The organism is Enterobacter sp. FW301-JW81, assembly GCF_058788735.1.
This window is the reverse complement of the sequence record NZ_JBYTBA010000006.1, coordinates 1-20,979: the sequence shown is the minus strand read 5'-3', so window position 1 is coordinate 20,979 and position 20,979 is coordinate 1. Positions and strand designations below refer to the sequence as shown.

The window sequence follows — 20,979 nt, the reverse complement described above, 5'->3', positions numbered from 1 at the left end:
ATTGTGCTAACTCCGACGGGAGCAAATCCGTGAAAGATTTATTAAAGTTTCTGAAAGCGCAGACTAAAACCGAAGAGTTTGATGCGATCAAAATTGCTCTGGCTTCGCCAGACATGATCCGTTCATGGTCTTTCGGTGAAGTTAAAAAGCCGGAAACCATCAACTACCGTACGTTCAAACCTGAGCGTGACGGCCTTTTCTGTGCGCGTATTTTCGGGCCAGTAAAAGATTACGAGTGCCTGTGCGGTAAGTACAAGCGCCTGAAACACCGTGGTGTGATCTGTGAGAAGTGCGGCGTTGAAGTGACCCAGACCAAAGTGCGTCGTGAGCGCATGGGCCACATCGAGCTGGCGTCTCCTACCGCGCACATCTGGTTCCTGAAATCTCTGCCGTCCCGTATCGGTCTGCTGCTGGATATGCCGCTGCGCGATATCGAACGTGTTCTGTACTTCGAATCTTATGTGGTTATCGAAGGCGGGATGACGAACCTGGAACGTCACCAGATCCTGACTGAAGAGCAGTATCTGGACGCGCTGGAAGAGTTCGGTGACGAATTCGACGCGAAGATGGGTGCGGAAGCTATTCAGGCCCTGCTGAAGAGCATGGACCTGGAGCAAGAGTGCGAGCAGCTGCGTGAAGAGCTGAACGAAACTAACTCCGAAACCAAGCGTAAAAAGCTGACCAAGCGTATCAAACTGCTGGAAGCGTTCGTTCAGTCTGGTAACAAACCAGAGTGGATGATCCTGACCGTTCTGCCGGTTCTGCCGCCAGATCTGCGTCCGCTGGTTCCGCTGGATGGTGGTCGTTTCGCAACGTCCGATTTGAACGATCTGTATCGTCGCGTTATCAACCGTAACAACCGTCTGAAACGTCTGCTGGATCTGGCTGCGCCGGACATCATCGTACGCAACGAAAAACGTATGCTGCAGGAAGCGGTAGATGCCCTGCTGGATAACGGTCGTCGCGGTCGTGCGATCACCGGTTCTAACAAACGTCCTCTGAAATCTTTGGCCGACATGATCAAAGGTAAGCAGGGTCGTTTCCGTCAGAACCTGCTCGGTAAGCGTGTTGACTACTCCGGTCGTTCTGTAATCACCGTAGGTCCATACCTGCGTCTGCATCAGTGCGGTCTGCCGAAGAAAATGGCACTGGAGCTGTTCAAACCGTTCATCTACGGCAAGCTGGAACTGCGTGGCCTGGCCACCACCATCAAAGCCGCTAAGAAAATGGTTGAGCGTGAAGAAGCTGTCGTTTGGGATATCCTGGACGAAGTTATCCGCGAACACCCGGTACTGCTGAACCGTGCACCAACCCTGCACCGTCTGGGTATCCAGGCATTTGAGCCAGTCCTGATTGAAGGTAAAGCTATCCAGCTGCACCCGCTGGTTTGTGCGGCATATAACGCCGACTTCGATGGTGACCAGATGGCTGTTCACGTACCGCTGACGCTGGAAGCCCAGCTCGAAGCGCGTGCGCTGATGATGTCTACCAACAACATCCTGTCTCCAGCGAACGGTGAACCAATTATCGTTCCTTCTCAGGACGTTGTATTGGGTCTGTACTACATGACCCGTGACTGTGTTAACGCCAAAGGCGAAGGCATGGTGCTGACTGGCCCGAAAGAAGCTGAGCGTATTTATCGCGCTGGCCTGGCCTCTCTGCATGCGCGCGTTAAAGTGCGTATCACCGAATACGAAAAAGATGCAAACGGCGAATTCGTTGCGAAAACCAGCCTGAAAGACACGACCGTTGGCCGTGCCATTCTGTGGATGATCGTACCGAAAGGTCTGCCTTTCTCCATCGTCAACCAGGCGCTGGGCAAGAAGGCTATCTCCAAAATGCTGAACACCTGTTACCGCATTCTGGGCCTGAAGCCGACCGTTATCTTCGCTGACCAGACAATGTACACCGGCTTTGCTTATGCAGCGCGTTCAGGTGCATCTGTTGGTATCGATGACATGGTCATCCCAGAGAAGAAACACGAGATCATCTCTGAAGCGGAAGCCGAAGTTGCTGAGATCCAGGAGCAGTTCCAGTCTGGTCTGGTTACCGCGGGCGAACGCTATAACAAAGTTATCGATATCTGGGCAGCGGCGAACGATCGTGTATCCAAAGCGATGATGGATAACCTGCAGACCGAAACCGTGATTAACCGTGACGGCGTAGAAGAGCAGCAGGTTTCCTTCAACAGCATCTACATGATGGCCGACTCCGGTGCGCGTGGTTCCGCAGCACAGATTCGTCAGCTGGCAGGTATGCGTGGTCTGATGGCGAAGCCAGATGGCTCCATCATCGAAACGCCAATCACCGCGAACTTCCGTGAAGGTCTGAACGTACTCCAGTACTTCATCTCCACGCACGGTGCGCGTAAAGGTCTGGCGGATACCGCACTGAAGACAGCGAACTCCGGTTATCTGACGCGTCGTCTGGTTGACGTTGCGCAGGATCTGGTTGTGACCGAAGACGATTGTGGCACCCTCGAAGGTATCACCATGACCCCGGTTATCGAGGGTGGTGATGTTAAAGAGCCACTGCGCGATCGCGTACTGGGTCGTGTTACCGCGGAAGACATTCTGAAGCCGGGTACTGCAGACATTCTGGTTCCACGCAACACGCTGCTGCACGAGCACTGGTGTGACCTGCTGGAAGCGAACTCTGTTGACTCCGTGAAAGTACGTTCCGTTGTATCTTGTGACACCGACTTTGGTGTATGTGCGCACTGCTATGGTCGTGACCTGGCGCGTGGCCACATCATCAACAAAGGTGAAGCTATCGGCGTTATCGCGGCACAGTCCATCGGTGAGCCGGGTACACAGCTGACGATGCGTACGTTCCACATCGGTGGTGCGGCATCTCGTGCGGCTGCTGAATCCAGCATCCAGGTGAAAAACAAAGGTAGCATCAAGCTCAGCAACGCGAAGTCTGTTGTTAACTCCGCTGGCAAGCTGGTTGTGACCTCTCGTAACACCGAGCTGAAGCTGATCGACGAATTCGGTCGTACCAAAGAGAGCTATAAAGTGCCTTACGGTGCTGTTATGGCGAAAGGTGATGGCGAGCAGGTTGCCGGCGGTGAAACCGTAGCAAACTGGGATCCACACACCATGCCGGTTATCACCGAAGTGAGTGGTTTCATCCGCTTCACTGACATGATCGACGGCCAGACCATTACTCGTCAGACCGACGAGCTGACCGGTCTGTCTTCTCTGGTGGTTCTGGATTCTGCAGAGCGTACTGCGGGTGGTAAAGATCTGCGTCCTGCACTGAAAATCGTTGATGCTCAGGGTAACGACGTTCTGATCCCGGGTACCGACATGCCTGCGCAGTACTTCCTGCCGGGTAAAGCGATCGTTCAGCTGGAAGATGGTATTCAGATCGGTGCGGGTGATGCTCTGGCGCGTATTCCTCAGGAATCCAGCGGTACCAAGGACATCACCGGTGGTCTGCCACGCGTTGCTGACCTGTTCGAAGCACGTCGTCCGAAAGAGCCTGCAATCCTGGCTGAAATCAGCGGTATCATCTCCTTCGGTAAAGAGACCAAAGGTAAACGCCGTCTGGTTATCACTCCAGTAGATGGCAGCGAGCCGTACGAAGAGATGATTCCTAAGTGGCGTCAGCTCAACGTGTTCGAAGGTGAACGTGTAGAACGTGGTGACGTGGTTTCCGATGGTCCAGAAGCACCGCACGACATTCTGCGTCTTCGTGGCGTACACGCGGTAACGCGTTACATCACCAACGAAGTACAGGACGTTTACCGTCTGCAGGGCGTTAAGATTAACGATAAGCACATCGAAGTTATCGTTCGTCAGATGCTGCGTAAAGCAACCATCGAAAACGCAGGCAGCTCCGAGTTCCTGGAAGGCGAACAGGTTGAATACTCTCGCGTCAAGATCGCTAACCGCGAACTGGAAGCGAACGGCAAAATCGGTGCGACCTTCTCGCGCGATCTGCTGGGTATCACCAAAGCGTCTCTGGCAACCGAGTCCTTCATCTCTGCAGCATCGTTCCAGGAAACCACGCGTGTCCTGACTGAAGCCGCTGTTGCAGGTAAACGTGATGAACTGCGCGGTCTGAAAGAGAACGTCATCGTGGGTCGTCTGATCCCGGCGGGTACCGGTTATGCGTACCACCAGGATCGTATGCGTCGTCGTGCTGCAGGCGAACTGCCAGCTGCACCGCAGGTGACTGCTGAAGATGCATCCGCGAGCCTGGCAGAACTGCTGAACGCAGGTCTGGGTGGTTCCGACAACGAGTAATCGTTGATGCCCGGTAATAAACATTACCGGGCATATGTCTCGTAGGTCGGGTAAGCGTAGCGCCACCCGACAATAAAAAACCCGCCTCGGCGGGTTTTTTTACATCTGTATGTTATTAGTTTACCAACGGGATCCGTCGATAAAGTTCAATCATATCGCCCGCCAGATCCTGAATGACCATTGCGTTCATCAGGTGATCCTGAGAGTGAACGGTGATCAGGTTAACCGGAAGTTTCCCGGTGCCTTCATCAAGCCCAATGAGTTGCGTCTGTATGGTGTGGGCATGCTTCACGTATTCGCGCGACTCTTCCATCGCCTTTTCGGCTTCGGTAAAGTCACCTTTACGCGCCATCTGCAACGCCGTAAGGGCAGCGCTGCGCGCCGCACCCGCGTTGACCAGCAGTTCCATGATCGTTGTTTCTAAATCTTCCACGGGTTACTCCAGAAGTTTAAGCGCTTTTTCCAGTACGGCATCACCTTTCATCATGCCGTAATCCATCATGTCGATCACCGCGACCTTTTTACCCAGCGGGTCGGCCTGTGCCTGTAGTTTCGCCTGCTCGTATTTAACCTGTGGCCCCAGCAATACGATGTCGGCCGTCGCGATGTTGTCTTTAAACTCCGCAACCGGAACGGCTTTAATGGTGACTTCAACTCCTTTTTTCTGTGCGGCATCTTTCATACGTTGAACCAGCATGCTGGTTGACATTCCCGCGGCACAGCATAAAACGATGTTCTTCATAATCAGCCTCGATCTACATGTGTTTACTGATAATTATCCCGTGCAGAACGCTTCAACAACCGCTTTACCGCGATTGTGTGTCAGGCATCACAAAGAAACCGATGATTTTCTGAAACCGGTTACAATTTTGTATTGGCTTATACCTGGCCCGTCGAAACGGGCAGGGTGAAAGAGTGAGGATTAGCTGGCAGACGTGCGGATAATGCGGTTTTTTCCCTGCTGCTTCGCGCTGTAGAGGGCGTTATCAACGCTTCCCACAAACTGCTCCAGCGGTTCGAAATGCCACTCACCAAGACCGCCGCTGAACGTCACCCGCAGGTTCTCTTCACGCCAGACGCGTTTTTCAACGGCGTTACGCCACGCTTCCAGCAATGAGAGCGCGGAAGGAATCTGCTCAGCCAGGAAGACCACCGCGAACTCTTCTCCGCCGTAACGGTAAACCGAGACGTGATGTGGCTGCATTATCTGGATCCCTTCGCGGGCCACGTTGCGCAGGACGATATCACCTGTCAGGTGGCCCAGCGTGTCGTTAATTGATTTAAAGTTATCAATATCCACCAGCGCCATCGCAAAAGGCTGTTGGGCATTCAGCAGCTCAGCGACGTCGCTATCGAACGCGCGACGATTTTTACAGCCCGTCAGCGCATCGTGAGTTGCCTGGCGCACATACGCCATTTCGCGCTCTTTATTGGACTGAATGGTGTGGCTCAGCATCGCTTCAAGACGTGGAGCCTCGCTGACATCACCGGTTTTGATGGCATTGATAATGTGCATCAACACGCTACGCGAGGCGTGGCGGAGGTATAAGCCGAAGAGAATGATGATGATGGCCGCCAGCGCGAACCCCCAGCCAACGATCGTCGTTTCGTGGCGGGTAATATCGGTGAGCGTCGCGCCCGATACCCGGTATATGACAAACCAGTCCGGGTTGGTAAACGAGTAATAGTAATACCAGGCGTTGCTTTTCTTGTCGTAAAAATGGCCTTCACCGCTGGTCATTTTGTCCATCAGCGCTTCGCTCACGTACTGTTTGAAGAGCGCGCCTGTATCAGGGTGCAGCACGACGGCACCGTCGCGTTCGACGACAAAGAATTCCCCCTGAACGGGCGCCACCATCTGACGCAGGGTGTAGCCCATTGAGGTCAAATCGAGATGAAACGCGATCGTTCCCTTCAGTCTGCCTTCAGGAGAAATCAAAGGCTTATAAAGCGTGACCGTCGGATGACCGGTGAAGTAGTCCATGTAGGGACGGGTATAGTGGCTGAAGATGCTGGCTTCCGCCTGGGCGACAAACCACGGCCGCGTCCGCGGGTCGAAGGTTTTACTTTTCTCAGTCGGGAGCACTTCCGGTGCGCGGAGATAATGCCCCTGCGTGTCGGCCAGCGAGATGGAGGATACGGTCGGCATCAGGTTCTGCAGATGCATGATCATCTGCAGCCCCTGCGTCGGGTTGACGTTGAGCGTCTCGTTAAGCCTGTCGTTGCGCGCAAAATACATGGCAGAGCGGCCAAGGATATAGTCGTTTTCACGCAGGATAGACTCGGTGTAGTTTACCGCCAGGTTGTGCGTGAAATTACTATTAATTTTATGATAATCCTCAAGAAAATCCTTTCTCTGTGAAAGCGTCACGGCGATAGCGATCACCGCAAAACTGCAGAGGATCCCCGCGAAGCTGAGCATGATTGGCCGGGTAAAAGAGAGCTTTTTGCTGTGAAGTGCCATGAGCTGTACATCGTTCCTGATGGTGAATGCTTTTCGTCTGCCGATATCCTCTCAGCATAGTCGCTGTCCTGCGGTTAGCGGTGAATTATACGGAACACGATGTCTGATGGGATGATTTATCTTAAGGATCGCTAAGAAAATACTTATTAAATGAGCGGTCGCTTTCAGAGGCAGGGCGAAACGAGGAAGAAGCTTTTCGCCCTGGTCAGCATCCTTTGCTAACGCGGTGACAATAAAAAACCGGATGAGGGCTGGCAATCATCCGGTTGTGACTCTACGTAGCCCCTCGACATTTTTTTACCGGGTTGCAGTGCGTTTCAGCGTTATTGCGAGGCTCTTCCCAGCCAGCTGTCCCAGTCTTTCCATACAGGCTGAAGGCCCTGTGCCGTCAGGGCTGCGGCGACCGCTTCCGGACGCCGTCCATCATGCGGGACAAACTGCTCCAGCTCCGGACGATCGTCGGCGTAGCCGCCAGGCTGCGTTTTGGAAAACGCGCTGACGTTGTTAATCGCAAGCGGGATCACGCGATCGCGAAACGCCGGGGACTCGCGCGTTGAGAGGGATAATTCAACCTCCGGGGCAAGCAGGCGAAACGCGCAGATGGTCTGCACCAGCTGACGTTCGTCCATTAGTGAAGCCGGCTCAATCCCTCCCGCGCAAGGCCGCAGGCGGGGGAAAGAGATGGAATAACGGCTCTGCCAGTAGTGCTGCTGGAGCCACAGCAGATGTTCCGCCACCATGTAACAATCCACCCGCCAGCTGTCGGAGAGCCCGATCAGCGCACCCAGACCGATTTTGTCGATGCCCGCGCGACCCAGCCTGTCCGGCGTTTCCAGCCGGAAAAAGAAGTCTTGTTTCTTGCCCTTCAGGTGGTGTCGGGCGTACGTCGCCTCGTGATAGGTTTCCTGATAGACCATGACCCCGTCCAGCCCGAGGGTTTTTAGCTCCGCGTATTCGTCCTGCGACAGGGGCTGCACTTCCATCTGCAAAGACGCAAACTGACGGCGAATGGCGGGAAGATGCTGACGGAAATAGTCCATTCCCACCTTTCCCTGATGTTCGCCCGTAACCAGCAGAAGATGCTCAAAGCCCATCTCACGTATGGCCGCACACTCGTGGGCAATCTCATCCTCATCGAGCGTTTTTCTCTTGATGCGGTTGCTCATGGAGAAACCGCAGTAGGTGCAGTCATTGGCGCAAAGATTTGAGAGATAGAGCGGGACGTAGAAGCTCACCGTGTTGCCAAAGCGCTGACGGGTAAGCCTCTGGGCCCTCTGTGCCATCGGTTCGAGGTACGCGCTGGCCGCCGGGGAGAGCAGGGCCATCAGATCCTCGCGGGTCAGATGACGGACATTCAGCGCGCGCTCCACGTCGGCAGCCGTTTTGCTGTTGATGCGCAGGGCAATGTCGTCCCAGTTTATCTCCCGCCAGCGCTCGGTAAATGTCCTCATGAGATTGCCTCCAGGAAACCGGTCAACGGGCTGGTGGCCTGCGCCTGAAAACTGCGCGAGCCGGGGCCGGAAACCCTTGCCAACAAGCCGGCCTCAACGGCCATGCGGAACGCACGCGCCATCATGACCGGATCGTCGGCAACCGCGATAGCCGTGTTCACCAGCACCGCGTCGGCACCCATCTCCAGCGCCTGCGCGGCATGGCTTGGCACGCCAATGCCCGCATCCACAACCACCGGTACGTTGGCCTGTTCGATGATGATCTCCAGCATCGCCCGGGTCTCCAGCCCCTGGTTGGAACCGATGGGGGCCCCCAGCGGCATGACGGCGGCGCAGCCGACCTCTTCCAGCCGTTTACACAGGACCGGGTCGGCGCCGCAGTAAGGCAGGACGGTAAACCCTTGCTGCACCAGCTTTTCAGCGGCCTTCAGCGTTTCGATGGGGTCAGGCAGCAGCCAGCGGGCATCCGGATGTATTTCCAGCTTCAGCCAGCGCGTGCCGAGTGCCTCCCGGGCCAGCTGCGCGGCGAAAATCGCCTCTTCGGCCGTTTTCGCGCCGGAGGTGTTGGGCAGCAGCGTGACGCCCGCTTCCAGTAAAGGAGCCAGAATAGCGTCGCTGTGGTGGCGCAGATCCACGCGCTTGAGCGCCAGCGTCACCAGTTGGCTGCCGCTTTCACGAATGGCATCCACCATCAGCTGCGGCGAGGCGAATTTTCCGGTTCCGGTAAACAAGTGCGAGTCAAAAACTTTATCGGCAATACGTAACATCTCAGCCCCCTGCGATAACCTGAAACAGCAGGATCTGGTCGCCTTCGTTGACCTGCTGATGTTCCCACTGCTCGCGCGGCAGGATCTGTTGATTGAGCGCCAGTGCCGTTCCCGGCTTGAGCTGGCGCAGCTTGTCGAGCAGTACGGCAACGGTGAGCCCGTCGTCGCATCTCATCGGCTCGTCGTTAAACAGAATGCGCATCGCAGCCTCCACATACCGGGCAACGGCTGGCGCGGCGTAACGCCAGATGGCGCCAGCCGCTGGAGCGAGCATCAAACAGCCGCAGCGTATTGCGTTCCGTCTCCATGCCGCTGAGCAGCTTGATGGCCTCCAGCGCCTGCATCGTGCCCATCACGCCGACCACCGGACCAAGAATGCCCGCCGTGCGGCAGTTGCGCGTCGGCTCGGCATCATCCGGCCACAGGCAGCGATAGCAGCCCTGCGCCCACGGCGGGGTCAGGACCATCATCTGCCCGCCGAACCCCACCGCGCTGGCGGTAATCAGCGGGGTATTAGTTGCCACGCAGGCGGCGTTAATCGCCTGGCGCGTCGCCATGTTGTCGGTGCAGTCCAGCACCACGTCGGCAAGCGCGACTTCACGATGCAGGCTCTCGCCGCTGAGACGTTCCTGTCGCGCAATCAGCTTGATGTCCGGATTAAGCTGGTGTAGCCGCTGCCGGGTGATGTGCGCTTTGGGCTGGTTGATATCGCCGGTGGTAAAGAGGATTTGTCGCTGCAGGTTGCTGAGATGAACGTCGTCATCATCGGCCAGCACCAGCGTGCCGATACCGGCACCTGCCAGATACAGCGCCGCAGGTGCGCCTAATCCGCCCAGACCGACAATCAGCACCCGGCTGGCGAGCAGTTTTTGCTGCCCGTCGATGGCGATATCCTCCAGCAGGATCTGGCGGCTGTAGCGCATGAAATCACGATCGTTCATCGCCAGCTCCTGCCAGCTGTAACAGCTGTTGGGTGGCAGACTGCCAGTCTGCGGCCTGGGTGATGGCGCTGACGACGGCGATGCTGCCGACGCCCGTCTCCAGCACGGCCGGAGCCCGTTCCAGGCTGATGCCACCGATGGCAACGGTGGGATAATCGGCAAGGCGTTTGACGTGACTCGCCAGCTGCGTCAGTCCCTGCGGTGCGGAGGGCATCTGCTTGGTCTGCGTCGGGAAAACGTGGCCCAGCGCGATGTAAGAGGGATGGGCAGCCAGCGCCACGTCGATCTCCATGTCGTCGTGTGTGGACACGCCCAGGCGCAGGCCGGCGGCGCGGATGGCATTCAGATCGGTTGTTTCCAGGTCCTCCTGACCCAAATGCACGCCGTAGGCCTGGTGCTTAACGGCCAGTCGCCAGTAGTCGTTGATAAACAGACGGGCGTTATACCGACGCCCCAGCGTAATGGCGGCGATGACATCAGTTTCCACCTCGTCGTCGCGTTTATCCTTGATGCGCAGCTGGATTGTGCGAACGCCAGCCTCCAGCAGGCGTTCGATCCACGCTACGCTGTCCACCACCGGATAGAGTCCTAAACGGTAGGGAACGGGCGGGAAATCGGGCTGGTACATTACGCCTCCTCTTTTTTGAGGTAGATTTCGCCGCCTTTGGCGCGGAAGGTTTCAGACATGTCCGCCATCCCCACTTCAATGGTTTGCGCGGCGGCGTAGTCGCGCACCTCCTGGCTGATTTTCATCGAGCAGAATTTTGGCCCGCACATGGAGCAGAAGTGTGCGACTTTGCCCGATTCCTGCGGCAGGGTCTCATCGTGATAGGCGCGGGCGGTGAACGGGTCCAGCGCCAGGTTGAACTGGTCTTCCCAGCGGAATTCAAAACGCGCCTTCGACATGGCGTTATCGCGGATTTGCGCGCCCGGATGGCCTTTCGCCAGATCGGCGGCATGGGCGGCAATTTTGTAGGTAATCAGCCCCTGCTTTACATCCTCTTTGTTTGGCAGGCCGAGGTGCTCTTTCGGCGTCACGTAGCAGAGCATGGCACAGCCGAACCAGCCGATCATCGCCGCACCAATCCCGGACGTGAAGTGGTCATAGCCTGGCGCAATATCGGTGGTCAGCGGCCCCAGGGTATAGAACGGCGCTTCGTGGCAGTGCTCCAGCTCTTCCGTCATGTTGCGGCGGATCATCTGCATCGGCACGTGTCCCGGGCCTTCAATCATCACCTGCACGTCATACTCCCAGGCGATTTTGGTCAGCTCACCCAGCGTGTGCAGCTCGGCAAACTGCGCCTCATCGTTGGCATCGCGAATGGAGCCCGGACGCAGACCATCGCCCAGCGACAGAGAGACATCGTACGCGGCACAGATTTCGCAAATCTCGCGGAAATGTTCGTAGAGGAAGTTTTCCTGGTGATGGGAGAGGCACCACTTCGCCATGATGGAGCCGCCGCGCGAGACAATACCGGTCAGACGCTTCGCCGTCATCGGCACGTAGCGCAGCAGCACGCCCGCGTGAATGGTGAAGTAGTCTACGCCCTGTTCAGCCTGCTCCAGCAGCGTGTCGCGGAAGGCTTCCCAGGTGAGGTCTTCGGCAATACCGTTGACCTTTTCCAGCGCCTGATAAATCGGGACGGTGCCAATCGGTACCGGGCTGTTACGCAGGATCCACTCGCGGGTTTCGTGAATATAGCGGCCAGTGGAGAGGTCCATCACCGTGTCCGCGCCCCAGCGCGTTGACCAGACCAGCTTTTCCACCTCTTCTTCGATGGAGGAGGTCACGGCCGAGTTGCCGATGTTAGCGTTGACCTTCACCAGGAAGTTGCGGCCGATAATCATCGGCTCGGATTCCGGGTGGTTGATGTTGGCGGGGATAATCGCGCGGCCGGCGGCCACTTCTTCACGCACATACTCCGGCGTGATGTTCTCCGGCAGGCGAGCGCCATAGCCCTCGCCCGGATGCTGGTGGCGCAGTATTTCACTGCGGATGCGCTCACGGCCCATATTTTCGCGGATGGCGATGAACTCCATCTCCGGCGTGACGATCCCCTGACGCGCATAGTGCAGCTGGGTCACGCGTTTGCCCGCTCTGGCGCGTTTCGGCGTCAGCAGCCCGGCGAAGCGCAGCTCGTCCAGACCATCGTCGGCCAGGCGTTCTTTGGTATACGCAGAGCTACGTACGCTCAGTTCTTCACAGTCGTTACGCGCGTCAATCCACGGCTGGCGCAGCTTCGCCAGACCCTGCTGAACGTTGATAGTCACAGAGGGATCGCCGTACGGGCCGGAGGTGTCATACACCGGTACGGCTTCGTTGTCTTCAAACTGCGGGTTATCTTTGCTGCCGCCGATAAGCGTCGGGCTAAGCTGGATTTCACGCATCGGGACGCGGATATCGGCCTGCGAGCCGGAAATGTAGATGCGTTTAGAGCTCGGGAAAGCGGTGCCTTCCAGGGTATCAATGAAGCGTTGGGCCTGTGCGCGCTGTTCGCGGCGGGTCAGTTTTGCAGTAGACATAGCTCATTCCAAAAGTGAAGGACATGGCTTGTCAGACGACGGATGAAGCAAGAGAGGATCGCCCGGGGGCGATACAACAGCAGTGTGACTCTTGTTCCCTTCGCAGGTATTAGCCTGATCAGGTTCCGCGGATCCCGAATTAACGGTCTCAGCCCGTGCTTTCACACTGGGCACTCCGACAAGAAAAATCCCCCTCGTGAGAGGGGCGAATGGTTGTAAATTACTCGTTAACGATTAATAACTCAAGCAGGGCGCGCGATGTTATCTTCGTGGCTGACATCCAGGCCGTTATCCAGAGCGAGGGCGATCAACTTATCTTCCAGCGTGAATCGCTCTTCCAGCGCTTCGCCAAGGTCGGAAAGCGCCCGCTGGAACTCAAGATAGTTGTCGTGATCGATGGCGTTCTCAAGCGTGGAATCGTAGTAGTCCATAATCTGCTGGGTGTTGGCTTCCAGCAGCGGATAGAGTTTGCTGGCCGCTAAATACGGCGTTGTCCCTTCCATTTCGCGGATAATGCGTTCATAAATATTGAAATGGCCGTCGGACAGATAGTCGACCAGGCCCTGACAAAAATCATCCAGCGATTTTTCATTCAGTCGCATAAACGATTCTTTGCCAGGCTTAATACCGACCAGATTGTAATAAGCCACGAGTAGATGCTTGCGCACGTGTAGCCAGCGATCCACCAGTTTGTTACTTCCTCTAACGCGCTCAGTCAGGCTTTCCAGCTGGTTTAACATGGTCGACTCCGCAAGGTTTAGGATTGAATCTGCTTATCCAAAATGTAACCACAATGCTAACAACATGTCAGTGAAGCGAAGGTAGTGCAATAGATATGGATCGTATTATTGAAAAATCAGATCTGGGTTGGTGGATCGTCAGTCACGAACAAAAATTATGGCTTCCTGGCGGAGAGATCCCTTATGGCGCAGCAGAGGTGTTCGATCTAGTGGGGCAGCCTGCGCTGAAGATCGGCGAATGGCAGGGGGAAGCTGTGTGGTTGATCCAACAGCCTCGCCGTCAGGATATGGGATCGGTTCGTCAGGTACTGGATCTGGACGTGGGTCTGTTCCAGCTGGCGGGGCGCGGCGTGCAGCTGGCGGAGTTTTACCGCTCGCATAAATACTGCGGCTACTGCGGTCATACCATGCACCGGAGCAAAACCGAGTGGGCGATGCTCTGCAGCCACTGCCGCGAGCGCTACTATCCTCAGATTGCACCGTGCATTATCGTCGCTATCCGCCGGGAGGATTCCATCCTGCTGGCGCAGCACACCCGTCATCGCAACGGCATTCACACCGTGCTGGCCGGCTTCGTCGAGGTGGGCGAAACGCTGGAACAGGCGGTGGCGCGAGAAGTGATGGAGGAGAGCGGGATTAAGGTCAAAAACCTGCGCTACGTCACCTCTCAGCCGTGGCCGTTCCCGCAGTCGCTGATGACGGCCTTTATGGCCGACTACGACAGCGGGGAGATTGTTATCGACCAGAAAGAACTGCTGGATGCGAACTGGTATCGCTATGACGATTTGCCGCTGTTACCCCCACCGGGCACCGTAGCGCGTCGGCTGATAGAAGATACCGTGGCGATGTGTCGGGCCGAGTATGAGTAGTGTTACACTGAGGCCATGACGCTTAAGGAACTGCAAAAATGACCGAACTGAAGAACGATCGTTATCTGCGTGCGCTGCTGCGCCAGCCCGTTGATGTCACCCCGGTGTGGATGATGCGCCAGGCGGGACGCTATTTGCCAGAGTACAAAGCCACGCGCGCACAGGCGGGTGATTTTATGTCGCTGTGCAAAAACGCCGAGCTGGCCTGCGAAGTCACGCTCCAGCCGCTGCGCCGCTTCCCGCTGGATGCCGCCATTCTCTTTTCGGACATTCTGACCATTCCGGATGCCATGGGCCTCGGTCTCTATTTCGAAACCGGTGAAGGCCCGCGCTTCACCTCCCCAATCAAAAGCAAAGCAGATGTAGATAAGTTGCCGATTCCCGATCCGGAAGGTGAACTGGGCTACGTGATGAACGCCGTGCGCACCATTCGCCGCGAGCTGAAAGGCGAAGTGCCGCTGATTGGTTTCTCCGGCAGCCCGTGGACGCTGGCGACCTATATGGTGGAAGGCGGCAGCAGCAAAGCCTTCACCATGGTTAAAAAGATGATGTACGCCGAGCCCCTGGCCCTGCATGCGCTTCTCGACAAGCTGGCGAAGAGCGTCACGCTCTACCTCAACGCGCAGATTAAAGCGGGTGCACAGTCGGTCATGATTTTCGATACCTGGGGTGGCGTGCTGACCGGGCGCGATTATCAGCAGTTCTCCCTGTACTACATGCATAAAATTGTCGACGGCCTGCTACGCGAGAACGAAGGTCGCCGCGTGCCGGTAACGCTGTTTACCAAAGGTGGCGGTCAGTGGCTGGAAGCCATGGCGGCAACCGGCTGCGACGCGCTGGGTCTCGACTGGACCACCGATATCGCTGATGCCCGCCGCCGCGTGGGTGACAAAGTGGCGCTGCAGGGAAACATGGATCCCTCCATGCTCTATGCTCAGCCTGCCCGCATTGAAGAGGAAGTGTCGACTATACTGTCTGGTTTCGGCCAGGGTGAAGGCCACGTCTTTAACCTCGGCCACGGCATTCATCAGGATGTGCCGCCAGAACACGCTGGCGTCTTTGTGGAGGCGGTGCATCGGCTTTCTGCCCAGTATCACAAGTAAGGAGTGGTTATGGATCTCGCGTCGCTACGCGCTCAGCAAATCGAACTGGCTTCATCGGTGATCCGCGAGGATCGTCTGGATAAGGATCCTCCGCAGTACATTGGCGGAGCAGACGTCGGATTCGAGCAGGGGGGCGAAGTAACGCGAGCGGCGATGGTGGTCCTGAAATACCCTTCGCTTGAGCTTGTGGAATACAAGGTGGCGCGTATCGCCACCACCATGCCCTATATCCCCGGCTTTCTCTCCTTCCGCGAATACCCCGCGCTGCTGGCAGCGTGGGAGCAGCTCTCGCAAAAACCTGACCTGCTGTTTGTCGATGGACACGGTATCTCACACCCGCGCCGTTTAGGCGTTGCCAGCCACTTTGGGCTGCTGGTGGATGTGCCGACCATTGGCGTCGCCAAGAAACGCCTGTGTGGCGCGTTTGAACCCCTTTCCGCGGAGCCGGGCGCGCTGGCGCCGCTCATCCATAAAGGCGAGCAGCTGGCGTGGGTCTGGCGCAGCAAAGTCCGCTGTAACCCGCTGTTTATCGCTACCGGGCATCGGGTAAGCATGGACAGCGCCCTGGCGTGGGTGCAGCGTTGTATGAGGGGCTACCGCTTGCCGGAGCCGACGCGCTGGGCAGACGCCGTGGCTTCATCGCGTCCGGCTTTTGTTCGTTGGCAGGAAATTCAGCGATGATTCAGGTAAACTGCGCCTAATTTTCGATTCGAGAGATCATCATGCTACAAAACCCGATTCACCTGCGCCTTGAAAAGCTGGAAAGCTGGCAGCACGTCACCTTTATGGCTTGCCTGTGCGAGCGCATGTATCCCAACTATGCCGCGTTCTGCAAGGAAACGGGCTTTGGCGATGGGCATCTTTATCGCCGAATTCTGGACCTGATCTGGGAAACGCTGACGGTGAAAGACGCGAAGGTGAATTTCGACTCTCAGCTGGAAAAGCTGGAAGAGGCGATTCCGGCTGCGGATGATTTTGACCTCTATGGCGTCTACCCGGCGATTGATGCCTGCGTAGCGTTAAGCGAGCTGCTTCACTCCCGTCTGAGCGGCGAAACGCTGGAGCATGCTATCGAAGTCAGTAAGGCATCTATCACTACCGTGGCGATGCTGGAAATGACCCAGGAAGGACGCGAAATGACCGACGAAGAGCTTCGTGCAAACCCGGCCGTTGAGCAAGAATGGGATATTCAGTGGGAAATTTTCCGCCTGCTGGCAGAGTGTGAAGAACGCGATATTGAGCTGATAAAAGGGCTGCGCGCGGACTTACGTGAGGCCGGCGAGAGCAATATTGGTATAATTTTTAACCAATGAGACAATAAATCTTGAGATAACGCCCGTTTTGTCGCTCCTCGACTCTTCCCTTTCGACCCTTGTCTGGTCTACATTTGGGGGGCGAAAAAAAGTGGCTATCGGTGCGTGTATGCAGGAGAGTGCTTTTTTGGCATTTTCGTCGCACTCGATGCTTAGCAAGCGATAAACACATTGAAAGGATAACTTATGAACAAGACTCAACTGATTGATGTAATTGCGGACAAGGCTGATCTGTCTAAAGTGCAGGCTAAAGCTGCTCTGGAATCTACCCTGGCTGCTATTACTGAGTCTCTGAAAGAAGGTGATGCTGTACAACTGGTTGGTTTCGGTACCTTCAAAGTGAACCACCGCGCTGAGCGCACTGGCCGCAACCCGCAGACCGGTAAAGAAATCAAAATCGCCGCAGCTAACGTGCCGGCATTTGTTTCTGGTAAAGCACTGAAAGACGCTGTTAAGTAAGACGCGTGGCAGTGAACAGTTTTAGCGAAGGGGCGGCAACGCCCCTTTTGTCTTTCTGGCGTGGAACGCTCGCGCTGGCAGGCATGCTGTTGCTGTCAGCCTGTAGCCACGATACCTCTCTGCCGCCGTTTACCGCCAGCGGTTACGCGGACAACCAGGGCGCGGTCAGGATCTGGCGCAAAGATTCCGGTGATGAAGTTCATCTGCTTTCAGCCTTCAGCCCGTGGCATAACGGGAATACGTCGACCGCGGAATATCGCTGGCAGGGCGATGACCTGACGCTGATTGAACTGAACGTCTACAGCAAGACCCCCGAACACGTGAAAGTGCGTTTTGACGACCACGGCGAGCTGAGCTTTATGCAGCGTGAAGTCAGCGGTCAAAAACAGCAACTTTCCAGCGATCAAATCGCCCTCTACCGCTATCGTGCTGAACAAATCCGCCAGACCAGCGATGCGCTTCGTCTGGGGCGCGTTGTGCTGCGCCAGGGGCGCTGGCATGCCGATGGGACGGTGACAACCTGTGAAGGGCAGACGGTTAAGCCTGAACTCGAATCCTGGGCGACCGAACATATTCAACGTCGTCAGCGTCATTCATCAATGGAAGTGAGTGTGGCGTGGCTTGAGGCGCCGGAAGGCTCTCAGCTGCTGCTGGTGGCGAACGAAGACTTCTGTAACTGGCAGCCGACAGAGAAGAGTTTCTGACGTAAATCCCCTCTCCCTGTGGGAGAGGGTTAGGGTGAGGGTGTGAAATTACTCGCCCTGCTCACGCGCAATCGCGCGATAGCCGATATCCTGACGGCTAAAGCTACCGTTCCAGTGGATATCCGCCATCAGCGTGTAGGCACGCTTCTGCGCTTCTGCAACGGTATGGCCCAGCGCGGTCGCACACAGCACGCGTCCGCCGTTGGTCAGCACGCGGTCATCATCAGCCAGCTTCGTTCCGGCATGGAATACCTTCGCGCCTTCAACTTCTTCCAGCGGTAAGCCGTGGATCTCATCACCGGTGTTGTAGTTGCCAGGGTAACCACCCGCAGCAATCACCACGCCCAGAGACGCACGCTCATCCCATTCCGACGTTTTCTCGTTCAGCTTGCCTTCGCAGGCCGCCAGACACAGATCGACCAGATCGGATTTCATGCGCAGCATGATGGGCTGAGTTTCCGGATCGCCAAAGCGGCAGTTGAATTCGATAACCTTAGGATTGCCCTGCTTGTCGATCATCAGACCCGCATAGAGGAAACCGGTATAGGTGTTGCCTTCTGCCGCCATGCCTTTCACGGTTGGCCAGATAATGCGATCCATCGTGCGCTGGTGGACTTCGTCAGTCACGACCGGAGCAGGGGAGTAAGCGCCCATCCCGCCGGTATTCGGGCCTGAATCACCATTGCCCACGCGCTTATGGTCCTGGCTGGTGGCCATCGGCAGAACGTGCTCGCCGTCGACCATCACGATAAAGCTCGCCTCTTCGCCGTCGAGGAACTCTTCGATCACGATGCGGTGGCCCGCATCGCCGAAGGCGTTACCCGCCAGCATATCCTGAACCGCGGCTTCAGCTTCTTCGAGCGTCATCGCCACGATCACGCCTTTACCGGCAGCCAGGCCGTCGGCCTTAATGACAATCGGTGCACCTTTTTCACGCAGGTAAGCCAGAGCGGGTTCCACCTCTGTGAAGTTCTGGTATTCCGCCGTCGGGATATTGTGACGTGCGAGGAAATCTTTGGTGAAAGCTTTGGAGCCTTCCAGCTGCGCAGCGCCTTCCGTTGGGCCGAAGATTTTCAGGCCCGCCGCGCGGAACGCATCAACCACGCCAATCACCAGCGGTGCTTCCGGGCCGACGATGGTCAGGTCGATTTTCTCGCTTTGGGCAAAGCTCAACAGCGCCGGAATGTCGGTCACGCCGATGGCCACGTTCTGCAGCGCGGGTTCCAGTGCGGTACCGGCGTTGCCCGGTGCCACGAAGACCGTTTTTACCAGCGGAGACTGAGCCGCTTTCCACGCCAGAGCGTGTTCGCGTCCGCCGTTACCAATCACTAATACTTTCATTTTCTGCTCCGGGAATTAATGGCGGAAGTGACGCATGTCGGTGAAGATCATCGCAATCCCGTGCTCGTCGGCGGCGGCAATCACTTCGTCGTCGCGGATTGAGCCGCCAGGCTGGATCACGCAGGTGATGCCGACAGCAGCAGCCGCGTCGATACCGTCCCGGAACGGGAAGAAGGCGTCAGAAGCCATGGCGGAGCCTTTTACTTCCAGGCTTTCATCGCCTGCTTTAATACCCGCGATTTTCGCAGAGTAGACGCGGCTCATCTGGCCTGCACCTATCCCGATAGTCATGTTCTCTTTGGCGTAGACGATGGCGTTGGATTTAACGAACTTCGCGACCTTCCAGCAGAACAGCGCGTCACGCAGTTCCTGCTCGCTCGGCTGACGCTTGGTCACCACGCGCAGGTCGGCTTCTGTCACCATACCCAGATCGCGGTCCTGTACCAGCAGGCCGCCGTTCACGCGTTTGAAGTCCAGACCCGGAACGCGTTCCGCCCACTGACCGCAAACCAGGACGCGCACGTTCTGTTTCGCCGCGGTGATTTTCAGCGCTTCTTCAGAAGCTGATGGCGCGATGATCACTTCGACAAACTGGCGGGAGATGATGGCCTGTGCGGTTTCAGCATCCAGCTCGCGGTTGAAGGCGATAATGCCGCCGAATGCGGAGGTCGGGTCGGTTTTATAGGCGCGATCGTAGGCATCCAGAATGGAGGTGCTCACGGCAACGCCGCATGGGTTCGCGTGCTTGACGATAACGCAGGCAGGTTCGCTGAACTCTTTCACGCATTCCAGCGCCGCGTCGGTGTCGGCAATGTTGTTATAGGAGAGCGCTTTGCCCTGAACCTGCTGGGCGGTCGCAACAGAGGCTTCTTTTACCTCTTCTTCTATATAGAAGGCAGCCTGCTGGTGGCTGTTTTCACCGTAACGCATATCCTGCTTCTTAATGAAGTTCAGGTTCAGGGTGCGCGGGAAGCGGCCGGAAGGATCTTTGCTTTCACCGTGGTAAGCCGGTACCAGGCTGCCGAAGTAGTTGGCGATCATGCTGTCGTACGCGGCGGTGTGTTCGAATGCTTTGATGGCGAGGTCGAAACGCGTTTCCAGCGTCAGTGACCCTTCGTTGGCATCCATCTCATTAATAATGGTTTCGTAATCGCTGCTCTTTACGACGATGGCCACATCTTTATGGTTCTTGGCCGCGGAGCGCACCATGGTCGGGCCGCCGATATCAATATTCTCTACGGCATCTTCCAGAGAGCAGCCTTCGCGGGCAACGGTCTGGGCGAACGGGTAGAGGTTAACGACAACCATGTCGATTGGCGCGATGTCATGCTGTTCCATGATGGCGTCGTCCTGACCGCGACGGCCAAGAATACCGCCGTGGACTTTTGGATGCAGGGTTTTGACGCGTCCATCCATCATTTCCGGGAAACCGGTGTAATCGGACACTTCGGTTACCGGCAGACCTTTATCTGCTAACAGGCGAGCGGTACCGCCTGTAGAAAGCAGCTCCACACCGCGTGCAGAAAGAGCCTGAGCGAATTCGACGATACCGGCTTTATCAGAAACACTGAGCAGAGCGCGGCGGACTGGACGACGTTGTTGCATGGTAAATCCCCTGGATTTCACGATTACAGAGAGCGTTAGATGAATTTTCCTGCGAAAAACTCATCTAACACACCTGACGGGGCATCCTTGTTAAGCGCGAGCATTTTAACGAAAACGTTTGCGCAACGCTCGCACATTTTCACTTTTTCGCATCATTGTGGATAAGTCTGTGTGTAAAAAGGTATAAGGCGGGGTTTTGCTGTGGAATGCAGCAGTCAGTCATTTTTCTGTCATTTAGCGGTTGCGGCCTGCGGAGAACTCCCTATAATGCGCCTCCATCGACACGGAACATGTGAATCACTTCACAAACAACCGGGTCGGTTGAAGAGAAAAAATCCTGAAATAACGGGTTGACTCTGAAAGAGGAAAGCGTAATATACGCCACCTCGCAACGGTGAGCGAAAGCCGCGTTGCACTGCTCTTTAACAATTTATCAGACAATCTGT

19 protein-coding genes and 1 riboswitch are annotated in these 20,979 nt (G+C 56.4%); of the genes, 7 read left to right on the top strand and 12 right to left on the bottom strand.

Going from position 1 to position 20,979, the window contains the following annotated elements:
• Nucleotides 1-29: 29 nt before the first annotated feature.
• Complete coding sequence (gene rpoC, locus AC3WOK_RS18015) at nucleotides 30-4,253, top strand: DNA-directed RNA polymerase subunit beta' (RefSeq protein WP_047345342.1); 4,224 nt, start codon at nucleotides 30-32, stop codon at nucleotides 4,251-4,253.
• 115 nt (nucleotides 4,254-4,368) lie between these two features.
• Here rpoC and AC3WOK_RS18010 read toward each other — a convergent pair whose 3' ends face one another.
• The 10 genes from AC3WOK_RS18010 to AC3WOK_RS17965 form a co-directional block, all read right to left on the bottom strand.
• Nucleotides 4,369-4,686, bottom strand: a complete 318-nt coding sequence (locus tag AC3WOK_RS18010; protein WP_492354905.1) for a PTS lactose/cellobiose transporter subunit IIA — start codon at nucleotides 4,684-4,686, stop codon at nucleotides 4,369-4,371.
• 3 nt (nucleotides 4,687-4,689) lie between these two features.
• On the bottom strand, nucleotides 4,690-4,995 hold the full coding sequence (locus tag AC3WOK_RS18005; protein ID WP_014882067.1) for a PTS sugar transporter subunit IIB: 306 nt from the start codon (nucleotides 4,993-4,995) through the stop codon (nucleotides 4,690-4,692).
• Between the two features lie 180 nt (nucleotides 4,996-5,175).
• A complete protein-coding gene (locus AC3WOK_RS18000) occupies nucleotides 5,176-6,717 on the bottom strand; it encodes a sensor domain-containing diguanylate cyclase (protein ID WP_063431654.1) in 1,542 nt (513 codons plus the stop codon).
• Nucleotides 6,718-7,040: 323 nt separating this feature from the next.
• Nucleotides 7,041-8,168, bottom strand: coding sequence for a 2-iminoacetate synthase ThiH (gene thiH / locus AC3WOK_RS17995; RefSeq protein WP_063431656.1), 1,128 nt, complete (start codon nucleotides 8,166-8,168; stop codon nucleotides 7,041-7,043).
• Nucleotides 8,165-8,935: a thiazole synthase gene (gene thiG, locus AC3WOK_RS17990; RefSeq protein ID WP_063431658.1), complete on the bottom strand. Its 771-nt coding sequence runs from the start codon at nucleotides 8,933-8,935 to the stop codon at nucleotides 8,165-8,167. The genes thiH and thiG overlap by 4 nt, the downstream gene beginning before the upstream one ends.
• Before the next feature lies 1 nt (nucleotide 8,936).
• Nucleotides 8,937-9,137, bottom strand: coding sequence for a sulfur carrier protein ThiS (thiS, locus tag AC3WOK_RS17985; protein WP_059312260.1), 201 nt, complete (start codon nucleotides 9,135-9,137; stop codon nucleotides 8,937-8,939).
• On the bottom strand, nucleotides 9,121-9,876 hold the full coding sequence (locus AC3WOK_RS17980; protein WP_492354904.1) for a HesA/MoeB/ThiF family protein: 756 nt from the start codon (nucleotides 9,874-9,876) through the stop codon (nucleotides 9,121-9,123). Before AC3WOK_RS17980 ends, thiS begins: the two co-directional genes overlap by 17 nt.
• Nucleotides 9,863-10,504, bottom strand: a complete 642-nt coding sequence (gene thiE / locus AC3WOK_RS17975; RefSeq protein ID WP_063958158.1) for a thiamine phosphate synthase — start codon at nucleotides 10,502-10,504, stop codon at nucleotides 9,863-9,865. Before thiE ends, AC3WOK_RS17980 begins: the two co-directional genes overlap by 14 nt.
• Complete coding sequence (gene thiC, locus AC3WOK_RS17970) at nucleotides 10,504-12,399, bottom strand: phosphomethylpyrimidine synthase ThiC (protein ID WP_492354903.1); 1,896 nt, start codon at nucleotides 12,397-12,399, stop codon at nucleotides 10,504-10,506. The genes thiE and thiC overlap by 1 nt, the downstream gene beginning before the upstream one ends.
• 78 nt (nucleotides 12,400-12,477) lie before the next feature.
• Nucleotides 12,478-12,587, bottom strand: a riboswitch (TPP riboswitch).
• Between the two features lie 54 nt (nucleotides 12,588-12,641).
• On the bottom strand, nucleotides 12,642-13,139 hold the full coding sequence (locus tag AC3WOK_RS17965) for an Rsd/AlgQ family anti-sigma factor (RefSeq protein ID WP_059312256.1): 498 nt from the start codon (nucleotides 13,137-13,139) through the stop codon (nucleotides 12,642-12,644).
• A gap of 95 nt (nucleotides 13,140-13,234) precedes the next feature.
• On the opposite strand from AC3WOK_RS17965, the gene nudC reads away from it, so the two are divergent.
• The 6 genes from nudC (at nucleotide 13,235) to AC3WOK_RS17935 (ending at nucleotide 17,587) form a co-directional block, all read left to right on the top strand.
• The gene (gene nudC / locus AC3WOK_RS17960) at nucleotides 13,235-14,008 is read left to right on the top strand and encodes an NAD(+) diphosphatase (protein ID WP_063431667.1); all 774 of its coding nucleotides are present in this window, start codon (nucleotides 13,235-13,237) and stop codon (nucleotides 14,006-14,008) included.
• 38 nt (nucleotides 14,009-14,046) lie between these two features.
• The gene (hemE, locus tag AC3WOK_RS17955; protein WP_063431669.1) at nucleotides 14,047-15,111 is read left to right on the top strand and encodes a uroporphyrinogen decarboxylase; all 1,065 of its coding nucleotides are present in this window, start codon (nucleotides 14,047-14,049) and stop codon (nucleotides 15,109-15,111) included.
• A gap of 9 nt (nucleotides 15,112-15,120) precedes the next feature.
• On the top strand, nucleotides 15,121-15,792 hold the full coding sequence (gene nfi, locus AC3WOK_RS17950; protein WP_063958156.1) for a deoxyribonuclease V: 672 nt from the start codon (nucleotides 15,121-15,123) through the stop codon (nucleotides 15,790-15,792).
• A gap of 41 nt (nucleotides 15,793-15,833) precedes the next feature.
• Complete coding sequence (locus AC3WOK_RS17945) at nucleotides 15,834-16,424, top strand: YjaG family protein (protein WP_063431673.1); 591 nt, start codon at nucleotides 15,834-15,836, stop codon at nucleotides 16,422-16,424.
• 186 nt (nucleotides 16,425-16,610) lie between these two features.
• A complete protein-coding gene (gene hupA, locus AC3WOK_RS17940; protein WP_002445246.1) occupies nucleotides 16,611-16,883 on the top strand; it encodes a nucleoid-associated protein HU-alpha in 273 nt (90 codons plus the stop codon).
• An 11-nt stretch (nucleotides 16,884-16,894) separates the two neighbouring features.
• A complete protein-coding gene (locus tag AC3WOK_RS17935) occupies nucleotides 16,895-17,587 on the top strand; it encodes a DUF1481 domain-containing protein (RefSeq protein WP_492354991.1) in 693 nt (230 codons plus the stop codon).
• A 48-nt stretch (nucleotides 17,588-17,635) separates the two neighbouring features.
• On the opposite strand, the gene purD is transcribed toward AC3WOK_RS17935, so the two are convergent.
• Together purD and purH are read right to left on the bottom strand one after the other, a co-directional pair.
• Nucleotides 17,636-18,928 (bottom strand): phosphoribosylamine--glycine ligase, encoded by a 1,293-nt coding sequence (purD, locus tag AC3WOK_RS17930; RefSeq protein ID WP_063958153.1) that lies wholly within the window; start codon nucleotides 18,926-18,928, stop codon nucleotides 17,636-17,638.
• A gap of 15 nt (nucleotides 18,929-18,943) precedes the next feature.
• Nucleotides 18,944-20,533 carry a bifunctional phosphoribosylaminoimidazolecarboxamide formyltransferase/IMP cyclohydrolase gene (gene purH, locus AC3WOK_RS17925; protein WP_492354902.1) on the bottom strand — a complete coding sequence of 530 codons (1,590 nt, stop codon included), beginning with the start codon at nucleotides 20,531-20,533 and terminating at the stop codon, nucleotides 18,944-18,946.
• Nucleotides 20,534-20,979: the final 446 nt, after the last annotated feature.